The sequence below is a fragment of the Roseivirga sp. genome, from assembly GCF_049099775.1.
Classification (GTDB): Bacteria; Bacteroidota; Bacteroidia; order Cytophagales; family Cyclobacteriaceae; genus Roseivirga.
This window is the reverse complement of sequence record NZ_JAGDZM010000001.1, coordinates 466,816-482,063: the sequence shown is the minus strand read 5'-3', so window position 1 is coordinate 482,063 and position 15,248 is coordinate 466,816. Positions and strand designations below refer to the sequence as shown.

The following is a 15,248-nucleotide window of genomic DNA, read 5'->3' as shown; positions in this document are numbered from 1 at the left end:
TCGCGGGGCATTAATCCCAACGTTGTATAACGCTTATAAAAGTGAGCGTTATATTTTATATAGTCTAATATAAGTAAGCGTTAGCCAACATAATTCTCGGGTATAACGCTCATTACTAAAGCTAACCATTGAACTTCATTTTATCTAAAGGAGGTTGTATTTCTTCCATCCTCAAAGAATGCTCTTCGCCCTTCTTGGTGTTCTCACTACAAGCCTGTAAACGAAAAAAGCCCCACAATGTGGAGCTTCGTTCATTTTGTACCCAGGGCCGGAGTCGAACCGGCACGTCCGAAGACATTGGTGTTTGAGACCAACGCGTCTACCAATTCCGCCACCTGGGCTGTTTGCCATCAGTTACGGTCTACCTCCCGAAGGTTCGGGACCGCCACCTGGGCTGTTTGAATTGGGAGTGCAAAAATGGATAAAGATTTTTGATTATCCAACAAGCAAATCAACGAAAACGTCAATCAACCTTGATGTAATTTTTGAGAGAAAAAGCGATCGGTTTAGCGGCGAATTTACTTTTGGTATTTGCCCATACTGCTGCAAATAATTCTGAATGCCTATAAGCGTTCAAATCTGATTCTTCATTCCAATAACTATAGGTAGAAAAGCTATTGGGGTCGTTGAAATCTTCTAAAAGCTCCAAGTGAGAACAGCCCGGGAAATGCCTGATTTTAGATTTATTCTCATCGAAAAGATCTAGGAAATTTTGCCGCTCTTCAGGCCTAAAAGTCATTCTAACAATTCTAATGAGCATCGACTTCGAATTTTATACTGATAGGGCTGTCGTAGCTAAGGCCCAGTAACTGGCCACCATGCCCTTGGTTAATGCCCAACATCAATTGGCCATTGCTATTGAAAATAAAGAATACTTCACCGGGATCTACTTCTGGGATCGATCGGTTTACCTGATGGGCTATATCCCTACCAAATACAATGGTATACGCACGGTTGGCACTTAAAATATCGAAATCGGTTTTTTCAATATTGGTAATTAAGTTGCCATAATGGTCGGTATGAATGACATGACCGGCTATTTCTTTTTTCGTAGCACGCGCCTTTCTAGGCATGTACTCATTGAACTGATCAGTTGGCGAACCTAAGGTCTCTGGTGAAATATGCTTAGCGAGTTTAGCGGCTATTGACGGTAATTCTTTGAAGCCTTCAGCAATTCCAATCTCTAATTGGTAGATGGCTTCAGGTGGCTTATCGCTAATCAGACTCATTACCCCATTGTTGGCACCGATGAAAATGTGTTCTTCAATTTGGGCAATGATATAGGATTGTGCCTTTTGACTATCGGCATCGTTTCCTATTAAATGGATAGTTCCGGCAGGGAATTCACGAAAAACAGATTTGAGCACAAAAGCAATGTGTGCCAAATTGAAGGGTTTTACGTCATGACTGATGTCAATTATCTGGGCTTCCGGATGTTCGCGTAAGATTCTGGCTTTCGTAAATGCCACATAATGATCGCTTTGGCCAAAATCTGAAATGAAAGTGATAAGAGGCATAGGCGACTAAAGCGTTTTTCTATAATTTAGATGCGGTAAAATTATCGATTTTTTAAGCTAAGACAATTACTAAAACACCTTCATACCTTTGGTCGAAAAGTTAATCACACTCGAGAACATGGCAATGGTCGATTTCCTCGGCGTAGGAAATCGAAATATTAAGGAAATAGCATCAGCATTCCCTAAGAGTAAAATAGTGTCTAGAGGAAACGAAATCCTCATTAAGGGCAATGCATCGGAGATAATCCAAGTCAACGACATCATCCAAAGTTTGATGCAGCATTTTCATAAGTATGGTAAAATTACGCATGAAAATGTTCGTGCTTACGTAAAGCGCGAATCGGATTATGTTTTGGAAGAATCTGACGAAACGTTGGTTTACGGCGCACGCGGTTCAGGAATTAAACCAAAAACGGCCAATCAGCGGACCTTAGTAAAGGCGGTTGAAAAGAATGATTTGGTTTTTGCCATCGGGCCTGCGGGTTCGGGAAAAACATATGTTTCTGTAGCCTTAGCTGTAAGGGCCCTAAAGAATAAGGAAGTACAAAAAATTATCATCACCCGACCGGCGGTAGAAGCAGGGGAAAACCTTGGGTTTCTGCCAGGTGATCTTCAAGAAAAGATCGATCCTTACTTAATGCCCATTTACGACGCCCTCAGTGATATGATTCCTGCCGAAAAACTGAAAAGTTATCAGGAAGGTGGTGTAGTTGAAATTGCACCTTTGGCTTATATGCGGGGTAGAACACTCAATAATGCTTTCGTATTGCTAGATGAAGCGCAGAATACAACATCGATGCAAATGAAGATGTTCTTGACAAGGATGGGCCCTAGCTCTAAGGTGATCGTTACCGGTGATCGCTCCCAAGTAGATTTACCACGACATCAAAAGTCAGGTTTATCAGAATCTGTCGGGCTCCTGAAAAACGTTAAAGGCGTTGCCACCGTTGAACTAACAACTAGGGATGTGGTAAGGCATCCGCTGGTAAAAGAAATAATAAAAGCATACGATAAAGACCTCGAAAAAAGTGATACGCGTAAAAAAGATTGAAAATAAAGAAGAGCTAGAACAAGCCTTCGCCATTCGGACAACTGTTTTTGTTGATGAACAGGATTGCCCAGTTGATGAAGAGTTTGATGGATTCGACGAAGAGTCTGTGCACTTTATAGCCTATACGAACGGAAAGCCAATTGGCACCAGTCGGTATAGAACTACCGAAAAGGGCGTGAAACTAGAACGTTTTGCAGTGCTAAGTGAGTATAGAGGTAAGGGTACGGGTAAGAGACTCGTGCAAACTGCATTGAGTCAAATATCTACCACTTTCAAACCTGGCACGCTGTTGTACCTACATGCCCAATTAGACGCCATGCCTTTGTATGCACGATACAACTTTGAAAAAGTAGGCGAGCAATTTGAAGAGGCTGGCATTCAACATTTTAAAATGGAAAAAACCTTAGAAGCCTAGTCCGTTTAAATCGGTTATAAGTTTTTTAATTGGATTTAATATAATATTTTAAATCAAATATTATATTAATAATGGTTTTTTCTAAAAACCCGTTTTTGAGAATCACCCTAAGTTTTGTCTTGGGGATTTTAGCCTATCATTATCTCGATGGTCTTTCTCTTATCCCATGGTCGGTTATTCTACTCTTATTTATCACCTATTTCCTTACTTCTCGAAAGCGCACTTATGCTAAGCAGGTTCTGCTGAGTACTTTAAGCTTGATTATTCTTTTTGGACTGGGTGCATGGAGGCTACACTTATTTAAAGGCGATCCAGCAAATGATCATGTAAAAGACTTTCGTCTAAATGATGTGGCGGCTTATAAGGGCGTGATTATTAATGCGCCAGAAGAGAAAGCCAAAACTATTCAATGCACGATTGAGGTTTATGCCCTATGGGATGGAAAAATGTGGCACGCAACATCTGATCGTGTTAGCGCTTATGTTAGCCCAGAAAAAGGCAGTTCATTGGCATATGGAGATCTTTTATGGGTAACAGGTCGGCCAAACCTTGTAGCTGGCCCAGTAAACCCTGGCCAATTCGACTATCGCCAATACCTGTCTTATCAATTGATAGATTATCAGCATTTCATAGGGGATAATTTTAGTCTTATCGGTCAAAAGCCTCCTAGCCTTGTTATGAAGGCAGCCTTTAAATTGCGGGCTCGGTCCATCGCAAGTATAAAAAAGTATATAAAAGATGAATATGCCCAAGGAGTCACCTTGGCTTTGGTTTTGGGGGCAAAAGATGGCTTACAAGAAGAAACACTTAAGGCTTTTTCAGCTACGGGAGCCATGCATGTCTTGGCGGTTTCGGGTTTACATGTGGGGATTATCTATGCCCTTATCTTCATGGTCTTGAAACGACTAGGCCTTTCCCAAAGGAAGTACCGCTGGACACTTTCAATTATTTGTATTCTTACGCTTTGGGTGTATGCTTTTTTGACGGGGCTTTCGCCATCTGTACTCAGGGCGGTTACAATGTTTTCCTTTGTCGCCATCGGTAAGGCACTTTCTAGAAACAGTAGCATTTATAATATACTGGCCGCATCAGCACTGGCATTACTGATTTACAATCCGTACCTAATCGTAAATGTTGGCTTCCAATTATCTTATATCGCCGTATTTGGAATCGTCTACCTACAGCCTAAATTGTATGATTTGCTCAAGCCTAAGAACTTTCTAATAGAGAAGATTTGGGCAATTACCAGCGTGTCTATAGCCGCACAAATCGCTACAGCTCCCTTGTCCATGCTTTACTTTCATCAGTTTCCTACCTATTTTCTAGTATCAAACTTGGTGGTGATACCTGCGGCATTCATCATTTTGTTAATGGGTTTGGCTGTTTTATTGTTTTCAGTTCTCTCAAGTCTAGCCGCCCCTATCGCTTGGCTTTTAATCAAGATTATTTTAGTCGTCAATGCTGTAATTCTAAATATTAGCCAGTGGTCAGGAAGTACCATCGAGGGAATTTATCTTACGGGTCTCGATACATTTTTAATCTATGGACTATTGATTGGGCTGGCTCTTTTCTTTGTTAAAAAACGGTTCGTTTATTTGAAAGCAGCATTTTTCCTTGCCGTTGTATTCAGCGCTTCTCAACTGAGCCATTATCAAGTTTACTCCAATTCTAGAGCATTTTCCATTTTAAGTGTGACGAATGTTAGTGCTATTGATTTTCGAAGTGGTTTTCAAACAAAACTGATTTCAGATTCGAGCTTTCAATCGGATATTGATCAGCAAAAATTCAATTTATATCCCATGCGTTTGCTATCCGGCGGTGCTCAAAATATTGTGAATGATGACTTGGAGGTAGAGTCGATTCAATCACCCCTAGGGCAACTATTTTATTTCGATGGATTAATCTTGTTGCATTTAGATAAAGAAATTGCCGATGACTTTAATCCTGAGCAACCAATTGAGGTTGATTGTTTAATTTTAGGAAGAAATGCGTTGAGAGATATATCTCAACTTGAAGAGAAAATCATTTATAAAAACCTCGTTATCGATTCAACCAATAGTTGGTTTGTAGATAAGCAATTATCCAGGCAACTGATCGAGGCTAAAATCGATTTTCATTCAGTTCGACAAAATGGCTATTATAGGGAAAGATGGAACAGCAGTATGTAAAGTATAAGGTAAATGATCGGATAGCGACCATTACTTTAAATAGACCGGAAAAGAGGAATGCTTTGAACGCACAAGTGGTCACTGAATTGAAAAACGCGTTTACTGAGGCTGCAAATGATGCGGAAGCTAAGGTGATTGTGCTGGCTGCGGAAGGAGATGCTTTTTGTGCGGGGGCTGACCTCGCTTACTTGCAGTCTCTTCAAAAAAATACTTACGAAGAAAACCTAGAAGATTCGAGTCACTTAAAAGAGTTATTTCATCAAATCTATACCCACCCGAAAGTAGTAATTGCCAAGATTCAAGGGCATGCGATAGCAGGAGGAAGTGGCCTAGCAACGGTGTGCGATTACTCATTCACGGTTCCGAAAGCCATGTTTGGTTATACCGAAGTCCGAATCGGATTTATACCGGCGATTGTAATGGTGTTCTTACTTCGAAAAATTGGCGAGGGAAAATCGAAAGAATTGTTGCTTTCTGGTGAATTGATTGATGCTGAAAGGGCTGTTTCTATGGGCTTGATTAATAATGTTGTGGAGGCAGATTTATTAGATCAAGCAGTACAAGAATTTGCCGATCGCCTTGTGAAAAAGAACTCTGGCCAATCGATGACTTACACGAAACAAATGATTGCCAGTGTGCAAGAAATGAGCTTAGAAGCGGGACTAGATTTTGCCGCGGCTCAAAATGCCAAGGCCAGAGCGTCGGAAGATTGTCAAAAAGGAATTGGTGCCTTTTTAAACAAAGAAAAACCGACTTGGTAAAGTAGAATTACAATATGAACCACCCTATTGATGTCTTAAAACAGTATTGGGGGTTTGATCAATTCAGACCACTACAGCAGGATATCATTGAATCGGTTTTGGAAAGTCAAGATACACTTGCCCTTTTACCTACGGGTGGTGGTAAATCCATTTGTTTTCAAATTCCAGGCCTTATTGCTGAGGGCTTGTGCATCGTTATATCACCTTTGATTGCCTTAATGAAAGACCAGGTAAATCAATTGAACAAACGTGGTATTTCTGCCATTGCCTTACATGCCGGTCAGTCAAAACGAGAGATTGATCACGCCTTGGATAATGCCGTAAATTCAGACCTTCAATTCCTCTATTGCTCACCAGAAAGATTGAAAACGGAACTGTTCAAGGCGCGCATAAAAAGAGTTCAAGAGAAACGCGGCATTGGATTAATTGCTGTTGACGAGGCCCATTGTATTTCTCAGTGGGGTTATGATTTTAGACCTGCTTACCTTGAAATTTCAGCCATTCGAGAGTTGCTTCCTGAGGTACCAGTGATCGCTTTAACCGCCACGGCGACACCGAGAGTTAGAAAAGACATTCAAGAGAAATTAGAATTTAAACAGCCGAAAGTATTTACAAAAAGCTTTGCCAGAGAAAACCTCTCTTATTCGGTACGTTTCGAAGAACATAAAGAGCGAAAACTTTTAGAAGCTATCAACCGAGTAGGCGGCTCATCGGTAGTTTATGTGGCCACTCGCCGACATGCCAAAGAGGTAGCTGCTGAGCTTATGAGAAATGGAGTTTCTGCAGACTTTTATCATGCAGGGTTAACTCATGAAGAACGAAATCAAAAACAAGAAAATTGGTTGCACAACCGAACGCGCGTAATCGTTTCTACCAATGCCTTTGGAATGGGTATTGATAAGCCTGACGTTCGTTTGGTAGCGCACATGGATTTGCCAGATAACTTAGAGTCATATTATCAAGAAGCAGGCAGGGCTGGTAGAGATGAAAAGAAGGCTTTTGCGTTGGCCATCTGCAATCATAAAGATATTGAAGATTTAAGGGTAAAAACCGAGCAGTCACTTCCCAGCATTGAGCTATTGAAAAATGTCTATCAAATGCTAGGGAATTACTTTCAATTGGCGAATGGTAGTTTTCCAGAGTCCAGCTTCAATTTTGACTTTCAAGAATTTGCGAAGCGATTCGATAGGCATCCACTGGAGGTTTTTAATGCCGTAAAGGTGTTGCAAGAACAAGGGCTGGTGCATCTTACTGAAGCTTTCTATAGCCCTGCTAGAGTAGCTTTTCTGCTTGACCAACGGAAAATGTATGAGTTTCAGATCGCAAACTCAGCATTCGAACCTATCATTAAAGCACTGTTAAGACTCTACGGCGGAGAAATTTACCAAGAAAGTATACAGGTTCAAGAAAGTAATTTGGCAGCGCTCCTGGGAACCTCAACTGACGCTGTTCGGCATACTTTAAACGCCTTGCAAGAAAGGAGTGTAATCGACTATCAAGCACATAAAGATCAGCCTCAGCTTACTTTTCTTATGCCGAAACAGTCAGCTGATCAATTGCCTCTAGATCAGGCCGCATTAGCTGCAAAGCGAAAGCTCAAGCTGGCTAAAATGGAAGCAGTGATTGATTATGTTCATCAGGAAGATGACTGTAGAACACAAATGCTGCTGAACTATTTCGGTGAGTTAGATTATAAAACCTGTGGCATTTGTGATAACTGTCTGAATCGTGTGAAGCACAAGGATGACGAAAAGTTCAAGAAACTTTATCGAGACCAAATCATCAATTTCCTTGGTTTAAATCAAGCCATAGACGAAGAGAAGCTCGTTCGGTCGCTGGTGCCGAGTAACAAGGAAGTCTTTTTCAACCTACTTTCAGAAATGCTCGATCATGGAGACCTTCACTATGACGATTTGAACAACATAATTCTTTCTAGAACTAAACATTAGGCTTCCATCAGAAGGTAGAATCCTTATCTTTGAATAATGGGTTTTTTCGACAATGTGGTAGGGAAATTATTTGGGAAGCAAAGCCCGAAATCTGCATTTATACATGAAGTTTTAACGCGTTCCGATCGGGAAGTTGAGGCTTATGCCGCGTGGGAAAAGTCACCTGATTTTGAGACAATCATAGCAGATGTAGAAAGAGGTTATTACCTGAAAAAGAAAGGCATTCTTTCTGCCATGGAAGTCCATTTGTTAGAATCTCAATATTCTAATGGTTTTGCCATCACTTTCAACGAGGAATTCACGCCGGAGAATTTTCAATTCGTTTTTGATTATCTAAAAGAACGTGGCCTTACGCTTGGTTATAAATTAGCCCAAGCTGATAGGCGAATTCTAGACAAAGATACTTATGAGGAAACCATTGAGAAATGGTACTTAAAGCCAAACACAGAAGAAGGCGGTATGGGAATTGCTAATCAGAAATACGGAAACATTCTGATAGAAAAAGTGGAGATAGATCGAAAGCCAAACTATTTAAAACTAATGGCCAACATTTATCAAGACAGACAGTATACAGAAGCAAAGCCATTTTCAGAACTTATAGAACTATTATTCAAACCAGAGAAATAATGAAAAGATTAATATTATTGAGCCTAATCGCTTTCTCAACAATATCCATTTCAAACGATGCTGAAGCACAAGTTTTTTCAACAAAACTTAAGATTACCGTGGTAGACGAATTAGGAAATGTGGTGCCCGATGCCAAAGTTACGCTTTATGCCACCGAGGCAGATTATAATAAAGAAGTTAATCCTGTGCAGCCTTTTAAACTAACTGATAGTAAAGGTAAAGCAACCTTTAAAAAACTCGATACTAAATCCTATTACGTGATAGTGCGAAAAGGTGATAAGGACAATGCTGGCGGAGGAGAAATTGTGAGTAAACTAGTTAAAGGAAAGGTAAATAAGGCAAATATTGTTATCTCAGATGGCATCTAGCACTAGGCAAAGCTTAATTACAGCACTTAATGAATACCAATCGGACTATAAACCCGAGTTAGTTTTTAAGCAACGCATGCTAGAACTTTTAGAAGCTTCCGATTGCTTTTTAAGAAGTTCGCTTAAAGCGCATTTCACAGCTTCGGCTTGGGTTGTTCACCAAGGTTATAACGAGGCTATTCTTACACACCATACCAAGCTTGATCGCTGGTTGCAATTGGGAGGGCATGCCGATGGTGACGAAGATTTGTTGCGCGTGGCCAAAAAAGAGTTGACCGAAGAATCGGGCCTATCCAATTTTAAAGTACACTCGAATGAAATATTCGATATAGATATTCATACCATTCCCAAAAGAAAAGACGTTCCAGAACATGAGCACTTCGATGTGCGGTTCTTATTTATGGCAGATAGAGATGAAGAAATTAAGTTCAATCATGAATCTAAAGATGTAGCTTGGGTGTCACTGTCAGAAATTCCCACGTTATGTAACGGGAATGACTCGATTTTGAGAATGATTGAGAAAACTAAAGAACTAACAAAGGGATTATCAGTTATGATCTAAGTTGATCACAACTGACGCGTTATATTTGACCTTATGAAGAAATTGAGACTGCAAAACTATCTACTGGCATCAGTTTTTCTTTATGTATTAGTCGCCACCACTCTGGCGATATTACCAAATCAGGAAGATACCGAAGAGGTAGTAAAATTCGTACAGTCAAAGGCTGAAATTGAAGGTAGAGAAGATCTGCAATCAAGGTCTGAATATAATGAGGCTATGTTGGTCAATCCTAAAACTGGCGAAATTCCAGTTAATATTCGATCGAAAGAACTCAATTTCGCAACCGCTCAAAAGCAACGATTCAATAGTACTCCAACAGGTGTAAATGATGGTAATGCTACTACTTCCGCCCGTGCTACTAGTGCATTGAACTGGAGCCATGTGGGGCCAGGCAACTTTGGTGGTAGAACTCGCGCAGTGGGCATGGATGTTAGAGATGAGAATATGTTACTGGCAGGTGGCGTTTCAGGGGGTATGTTCCGCTCCAATAACCAAGGATCAAGCTGGGTAAGGTCTTCTACAACTGAAGAAATTCAAAGCGTAACAGCATTAACACAAAACATAAAACCAGGTCAGGAAGACATATGGTATTACGGTACGGGCGAGTTGATTGGTAACTCTTCTAGAGCGCCCGGTGCTCCATTTCGAGGTGATGGTATCTTTAAATCAGTTGACAATGGTGTGACTTGGCAACCTCTGACTTCAACCCAGACAAATTCTCCTGGCCTCTTCAATTCGCCTTTTCAATATGTTTGGGATATTACGACCAACCCAAATGGCACTGACGATGAAGTGCTTGCAGCCATTTATGGAGGAATAGTTCGCTCCACTGATGGTGGTGAAACATGGACGACCGTGCTCGGCAACGACTTGCTTTCTTTTCCATTAGACGCTGATTTGAATGATGTGTCTGCCATTTTCTATACCGATATTCATAGAACTTCGGATGGAGTTTTCCTAGCTTCCCTGAGTAGCGCTACAAATAATACGGGTATAGGTTCTCCAGATGCGGGTGTCTATTCTTCTGTAGATGGGGTTACTTGGACCAGAATTATCGACTTTTCGGCTACAAACACACGTCGAATTGAACTGGGCTCTTCGCCTTCATCACCAGAAATAATTTACGCTTTGGCAGATCAAGTTGTAGATATGGGGCTTTGGCGCTTCAACCTCAATACTTTTCAGTCCATACGATTATCTCCCAATGTACCTGATGGAAGTAATGATATTGAAGCTTTTGATTCGCAAAGTTCATTCAACATGCTAGTAAGTGTGCACCCTACGAATCCTGATGTTGTTTATATAGGAGGAACTAATCTATACCGATCGACTAACGCTTTTTCTACAAGAAGAGATACGCAATGGATAGGAGGGTATGATCCAGAGGATGATGGTGCTGGTATTTACCCCAATCATCACCCCGATCAGCATGGAGTTCTTTTTATTCCTTCTGACCCCAATAAAATGATTTCATTCAATGATGGGGGCGTCTTTATAACGGAGGACAACTTGGCTGAAACTGTGGAGTATACCCCACTGAACACGGGTTACGTGACTACACAGTTTTTTACCGGAGTGTTCAGTAAGTTTCCTTCAGATGATTTTGTGATAGGAGGTACCCAAGACAATGGAACGCTGTTAACGCAAAACACCCTCTTCACAACAGGAGAGAACGGAACGCGTGTAATATCAGGAGATGGCGGTTTTGCAGCCACAACACCGATTGGCGTTTTCTATTACCTCTCCTTTCAGAATTCGAGAATTTTCAGACTTACACTTGATGAGAATTTCGAATTGACCTCCTTCGCACGAGTCGACCCTACAGGTGGAGGATCAGATCCTTCTCAACCCTATTTATTCATCAACCCATTTGTTTTGGATCCTAATAATGCGAATAGAATGTTTTTGGCAGGAGGTGACTTTCTATGGAGAAATAGGAATCTCTCACAGATTTTGACAGGATCACTAGGTACAACTTCGGTGAACTGGTCAAGATTAGAGAAAACGGAGATAAATGAAGGTGTTATCTCGGCCGTACAAGTATCAACCACACCAGAAAATATAGTTTACTATGGAACATCTACTGGGAGATTTTTTAAAATGACGGGAGCAAATACTGACGTTTATGAAGTAGAAGAAATTACGGATAATGCATTTCCAACAGATGGATTTATAAGGTCTATAGCGATTGACCCTGTGAATGCCGATGAAATCCTAGTATCATTTTCTAACTACGAGGTACCAAGTATTTTCAGGTCAACTGATGGTGGAGCCACTTTTGAAGATGTTTCAGGATCATTGGAAGAGAATCCTTCAGGGGAAGGAAATGGCCCTTCTGTAAGGTGGGTTACCATTGTGCCTCAAAATGATGGTACTAAACTATACTATGCAGCTACAAGTACAGGGCTTTACGGAACCACAACTATGAATGGGCAGGCTACAAATTGGGCGATCGAAGGATCTGATGACATCGGTAATGCCGTGGTGAACATGATTGATTATAGGCGGGTAGATGGAAAAGTAGTAGCCGCAACACATGGTAGAGGCATGTTTACGTCTACAATTGGAAATGTAGTGCCACAAGAACCTATTGACGGTTCGGCTGGCTTCGAATTAACAAATGTTTATCCAAACCCGTTTTCTGACCTTGTTACGATTAATGTGAACCTACCGGAAACGAATCTTTTATTGATTAGAATTTATGATTCGGCAGGAAATCAAATCAGAAGTATTTCAGGTGGTTTAGGTTTTATTGGGGAGAATGATTTTTTCTGGGACGGAACAAATACTCTAGGAAACCCAGTGCAGAATGGCGTCTATTTAATTAGAATCACCTATCAAAATGAGAATACAGTTCGCCGTGTTATTCTAAGTAGATAATAAGCCTTTCAGGTCTAACATCCTTGCTTTATCTTTGCGGCTCAAAATCAGAGAGATGAAGCTAAAAACCTCGGTATTATTCGCATTTATTTTATCCATCATTGTTATGAGTTGTTCCCCTTCGGAAGAGGAACTTGTTGCGGAGGCTCGGTCTTTTATGGAGACTGAAAGCTATTCTGAGGCTATCAGAGTCTATAATCAAGTACTTGAAAAGAACCCTCGAAATTATGCCGCACTTAATGCCAAAGGTGTTGCGCTTTTAAGGCTAGGAGAGCTAGAAGAGTCTATTAAGGTTTTTACTGATGGAATAAATACCGATACCACTAACTATCGCGCATTTTTTAATAGAGGGAATGCTTATAGAATTTTGGGTAAAGACAATGAGGCGATGCTCGATTACGATTACGTGATTCAAATTCAACCTAACTTAGTTGATGCCTATATCAATAGAGGTGCAATGCTGTTCAAATACAAGGAATTTGATCGCGCACTTTTCGATTTTCAATTCGCCTTGGAAATACAACCAGAAAATGCCCTTTTATACTTGAATAAGGGGAAAACGGAGTTAAGAATAAATAATCCAGAAGATGCTTTATTTGATCTGAAAAAAGCGCTTGAAAAGAAGCCGGATTATGCGGAAGCTTATTACTGGCTTGGCTTGGCAGAGCTTGCTCAAGATAATCAGCCTCAAGGCTGTGAGTATTTACTGAGTGCCCAGTCCTTAAATTTTGAAGGCGCAAATGAGGCCATCGCTCAGAACTGTGTTCAATAATGGCTGAAATCGGTCAAGATATAGCGCAAGCTAAAGCAATTTTAAGCAAAGGCGGTCTCGTAGGAATCCCTACAGAAACCGTTTATGGTTTAGCAGGAAATGCTTTGAATGATCGAGCCGTTACTAGCATTTTTCAAGTAAAAAATCGCCCTTCTTTTGACCCATTGATCGTTCATGTAGCTGATATGAACGCTGCTGCATCTTTTGTTCAAGAAATTCCAGAACCAGCAAAGAGATTGGCCGATGCCTTTTGGCCGGGACCATTGACGCTTTTGCTTAAGAAAAAATCAAACATATCAGATTTAGTCACTTCAGGATTGGATACCGTGGCGGTGAGAGTGCCAGAGCACGCTTTGACAAGACAATTGTTAACCAATCTCAATTTTCCGCTTGCAGCACCTAGTGCTAACCCATTTGGTTATGTAAGCCCCACCAAGGCAGAACATGTAGAAGCCCAGTTAGGGAGCCGGCTTGAGTATATTTTGGATGGAGGCGCCTGTCAAGTGGGCCTTGAATCGACAATTATTAGCTTCGCGCATGATCAACCAAAAGTGATGCGTCTTGGAGGGCTATCCGTAGAGGCTATTGAAAAAGTAGTAGGGCCAGTTGAGATAGCAAATCACTCTAGTTCGAAACCTGCGGCTCCGGGGATGTTGAAAAGTCACTATGCCCCAAAAAAATCGATTGTCTTGAAATCAGACTTCGATAGATCATCGATCGAAAATATAAATGAAATTGGCGCATTATTGTATAATCAGTATGATGAATATCTTCCGAAGAGAAACCAGTTTCTATTATCGGAAAATAGCGATCTAAACGAGGCGGCGGCTAGACTTTTTCTAGGGCTAAGAACTTTAGATCAGCATGAAAATATTAATACCATTATTACGGACTTTGTTCCAAACGAGGGTTTGGGAAGGGCCATTAACGACAGAATAAAACGAGCAACTGCTAAATCATAATTATGAAAACCATCAATGACTTTAACTTTAACGGAAAGAGAGCCTTAATTAGGGTAGACTTTAATGTACCATTGAATGCTGATTTTGAGATAACTGATTTTACAAGAATCAAGGCCGCTACACCAACAGTGAAAAAGATATTATCGGAAGGCGGTTCAGTTGTATTGATGTCTCATTTAGGTAGACCGAAAACGGGGCCAGAAGAGAAGTTTTCTTTAAAACACTTAGTAGCACATTTATCTGAGGTATTCGAAACGGAAGTAAAATTTACTGAAGATTGCATTGGTGATGGCGGAAAGGCAGTTTCTGCTAATTTAAAAGCTGGAGAGGTTCTTTTATTAGAGAATTTGAGATTCTATAAAGAAGAAACAAAAGGAGATGTTGATTTTGCAAAGTCACTTGCCGACCACGGGGATATCTACATCAACGATGCCTTTGGAACAGCCCATCGAGCCCATGCGTCGACCTCAATCATTGCTCAATTTTTCAGTGAGAAAGGTTGTGGGTTTGTCATGCAAGCCGAGTTAGAAAACGCGAAGAAAGTGCTAGAGAAATCAGATAGACCTTTTACGGCCATTATGGGTGGGGCAAAGATTTCTGATAAGATTTTGATTATCGAACAACTTTTAGAGCGTGTAGATAACTTAATTATTGGCGGGGGAATGTCTTACACATTCTTCAAAGCAATGGGTGGACAAATCGGTAATTCACTAGTAGAGGAAGATAAGCTTGAATTAGCTTCTACTTTAATCAAGAAAGCGAAAACGCTTGGCGTAGAGCTGCTTTTACCAATTGATTCAATAGTTGCTGATGACTTTAATAATGATGCTAATACGAAAGTGTGTATGAATAGCACAATTCCTGATGGCTGGATGGGATTGGATATTGGACCACAGGCTGCTCAAGTATTTGCAAACACCATAAAAGAATCGAAAACGGTGCTATGGAATGGTCCGATGGGCGTTTTTGAAATGGAAAACTTTGCCAATGGCACCAAAGTAGTTGCCGAATCGATTGTTGAAGCCACTAAAAATGGAGGGTTTTCATTAATTGGAGGCGGTGACTCTGCTGCGGCTGTAAACCTATTGGGTTTCGGAAACGACGTATCTTACGTATCTACAGGCGGCGGCGCATTGCTAGAATACATGGAAGGTAAAGTACTCCCAGGAGTTGCAGCTTTAGAGGCCTAGGTTTATAGACTGATAAAATTGGTGTT

14 protein-coding genes and 1 tRNA gene are annotated in these 15,248 nt (G+C 40.8%); 12 read left to right on the top strand and 3 right to left on the bottom strand.

What is annotated here, in order from left to right:
* Positions 1 to 259 precede the first annotated feature (259 nt).
* The 3 genes from JXQ92_RS02330 to JXQ92_RS02320 all read right to left on the bottom strand — a co-directional run bounded on the left by JXQ92_RS02330 (position 260) and on the right by JXQ92_RS02320 (position 1,517).
* Positions 260 to 341 (bottom strand) — tRNA-Leu (locus JXQ92_RS02330).
* A gap of 122 nt (positions 342 to 463) precedes the next feature.
* Positions 464 to 760: a putative quinol monooxygenase gene (locus JXQ92_RS02325; RefSeq protein WP_421984961.1), complete on the bottom strand. Its 297-nt coding sequence runs from the start codon at positions 758 to 760 to the stop codon at positions 464 to 466.
* Positions 750 to 1,517 carry an SAM hydrolase/SAM-dependent halogenase family protein gene (locus tag JXQ92_RS02320; RefSeq protein ID WP_421984960.1) on the bottom strand — a complete coding sequence of 256 codons (768 nt, stop codon included), beginning with the start codon at positions 1,515 to 1,517 and terminating at the stop codon, positions 750 to 752. Before JXQ92_RS02320 ends, JXQ92_RS02325 begins: the two co-directional genes overlap by 11 nt.
* 88 nt (positions 1,518 to 1,605) lie before the next feature.
* Between JXQ92_RS02320 and JXQ92_RS02315 the strand changes: the two genes are divergently transcribed.
* From JXQ92_RS02315 to JXQ92_RS02260, 12 genes are all read left to right on the top strand, one after another.
* On the top strand, positions 1,606 to 2,568 hold the full coding sequence (locus JXQ92_RS02315) for a PhoH family protein (protein ID WP_421984959.1): 963 nt from the start codon (positions 1,606 to 1,608) through the stop codon (positions 2,566 to 2,568).
* Positions 2,546 to 2,983: a GNAT family N-acetyltransferase gene (locus JXQ92_RS02310; RefSeq protein WP_421984958.1), complete on the top strand. Its 438-nt coding sequence runs from the start codon at positions 2,546 to 2,548 to the stop codon at positions 2,981 to 2,983. The genes JXQ92_RS02315 and JXQ92_RS02310 overlap by 23 nt, the downstream gene beginning before the upstream one ends.
* A 95-nt stretch (positions 2,984 to 3,078) precedes the next feature.
* Complete coding sequence (locus tag JXQ92_RS02305) at positions 3,079 to 5,151, top strand: ComEC/Rec2 family competence protein (protein WP_421984957.1); 2,073 nt, start codon at positions 3,079 to 3,081, stop codon at positions 5,149 to 5,151.
* Positions 5,133 to 5,912: an enoyl-CoA hydratase/isomerase family protein gene (locus JXQ92_RS02300; protein ID WP_421984956.1), complete on the top strand. Its 780-nt coding sequence runs from the start codon at positions 5,133 to 5,135 to the stop codon at positions 5,910 to 5,912. The genes JXQ92_RS02305 and JXQ92_RS02300 overlap by 19 nt, the downstream gene beginning before the upstream one ends.
* Positions 5,913 to 5,926: 14 nt before the next feature.
* Positions 5,927 to 7,861 carry a RecQ family ATP-dependent DNA helicase gene (locus JXQ92_RS02295; protein ID WP_421984955.1) on the top strand — a complete coding sequence of 645 codons (1,935 nt, stop codon included), beginning with the start codon at positions 5,927 to 5,929 and terminating at the stop codon, positions 7,859 to 7,861.
* A gap of 36 nt (positions 7,862 to 7,897) precedes the next feature.
* Entirely contained in the window at positions 7,898 to 8,488 is a 591-nt protein-coding gene (locus JXQ92_RS02290) for a hypothetical protein (RefSeq protein WP_421984954.1), read from the top strand.
* The gene (locus JXQ92_RS02285) at positions 8,488 to 8,856 is read left to right on the top strand and encodes a carboxypeptidase-like regulatory domain-containing protein (RefSeq protein WP_421984953.1); all 369 of its coding nucleotides are present in this window, start codon (positions 8,488 to 8,490) and stop codon (positions 8,854 to 8,856) included. The genes JXQ92_RS02290 and JXQ92_RS02285 overlap by 1 nt, the downstream gene beginning before the upstream one ends.
* The gene (locus JXQ92_RS02280) at positions 8,846 to 9,418 is read left to right on the top strand and encodes an NUDIX hydrolase (protein WP_421984952.1); all 573 of its coding nucleotides are present in this window, start codon (positions 8,846 to 8,848) and stop codon (positions 9,416 to 9,418) included. Before JXQ92_RS02285 ends, JXQ92_RS02280 begins: the two co-directional genes overlap by 11 nt.
* A 33-nt stretch (positions 9,419 to 9,451) precedes the next feature.
* Entirely contained in the window at positions 9,452 to 12,298 is a 2,847-nt protein-coding gene (locus JXQ92_RS02275) for a FlgD immunoglobulin-like domain containing protein (protein ID WP_421984951.1), read from the top strand.
* Positions 12,299 to 12,353: 55 nt separating this feature from the next.
* Positions 12,354 to 13,070 (top strand): tetratricopeptide repeat protein, encoded by a 717-nt coding sequence (locus JXQ92_RS02270; protein WP_421984950.1) that lies wholly within the window; start codon positions 12,354 to 12,356, stop codon positions 13,068 to 13,070.
* Positions 13,070 to 14,032, top strand: coding sequence for an L-threonylcarbamoyladenylate synthase (locus tag JXQ92_RS02265; protein ID WP_421984949.1), 963 nt, complete (start codon positions 13,070 to 13,072; stop codon positions 14,030 to 14,032). Before JXQ92_RS02270 ends, JXQ92_RS02265 begins: the two co-directional genes overlap by 1 nt.
* 2 nt (positions 14,033 to 14,034) lie before the next feature.
* Positions 14,035 to 15,222, top strand: a complete 1,188-nt coding sequence (locus tag JXQ92_RS02260) for a phosphoglycerate kinase (protein ID WP_421984948.1) — start codon at positions 14,035 to 14,037, stop codon at positions 15,220 to 15,222.
* Positions 15,223 to 15,248: the final 26 nt, after the last annotated feature.

Bases quoted from the DNA above. Each gene is read 5' to 3' on its own strand.
- JXQ92_RS02300 (WP_421984956.1), top strand. From the start codon at position 5,133: ATGGAACAGCAGTATGTAAAGTATAAGGTAAATGATCGGATAGCGACC.
- JXQ92_RS02265 (WP_421984949.1), top strand. From the start codon at position 13,070: ATGGCTGAAATCGGTCAAGATATAGCGCAAGCTAAAGCAATTTTAAGC.
- JXQ92_RS02320 (WP_421984960.1), bottom strand. From the start codon at position 1,517: ATGCCTCTTATCACTTTCATTTCAGATTTTGGCCAAAGCGATCATTAT.
- JXQ92_RS02260 (WP_421984948.1), top strand. From the start codon at position 14,035: ATGAAAACCATCAATGACTTTAACTTTAACGGAAAGAGAGCCTTAATT.
- JXQ92_RS02325 (WP_421984961.1), bottom strand. From the start codon at position 760: ATGCTCATTAGAATTGTTAGAATGACTTTTAGGCCTGAAGAGCGGCAA.
- JXQ92_RS02295 (WP_421984955.1), top strand. From the start codon at position 5,927: ATGAACCACCCTATTGATGTCTTAAAACAGTATTGGGGGTTTGATCAA.
- JXQ92_RS02285 (WP_421984953.1), top strand. From the start codon at position 8,488: ATGAAAAGATTAATATTATTGAGCCTAATCGCTTTCTCAACAATATCC.
- JXQ92_RS02290 (WP_421984954.1), top strand. From the start codon at position 7,898: ATGGGTTTTTTCGACAATGTGGTAGGGAAATTATTTGGGAAGCAAAGC.
- JXQ92_RS02270 (WP_421984950.1), top strand. From the start codon at position 12,354: ATGAAGCTAAAAACCTCGGTATTATTCGCATTTATTTTATCCATCATT.
- JXQ92_RS02275 (WP_421984951.1), top strand. From the start codon at position 9,452: ATGAAGAAATTGAGACTGCAAAACTATCTACTGGCATCAGTTTTTCTT.
- JXQ92_RS02280 (WP_421984952.1), top strand. From the start codon at position 8,846: ATGGCATCTAGCACTAGGCAAAGCTTAATTACAGCACTTAATGAATAC.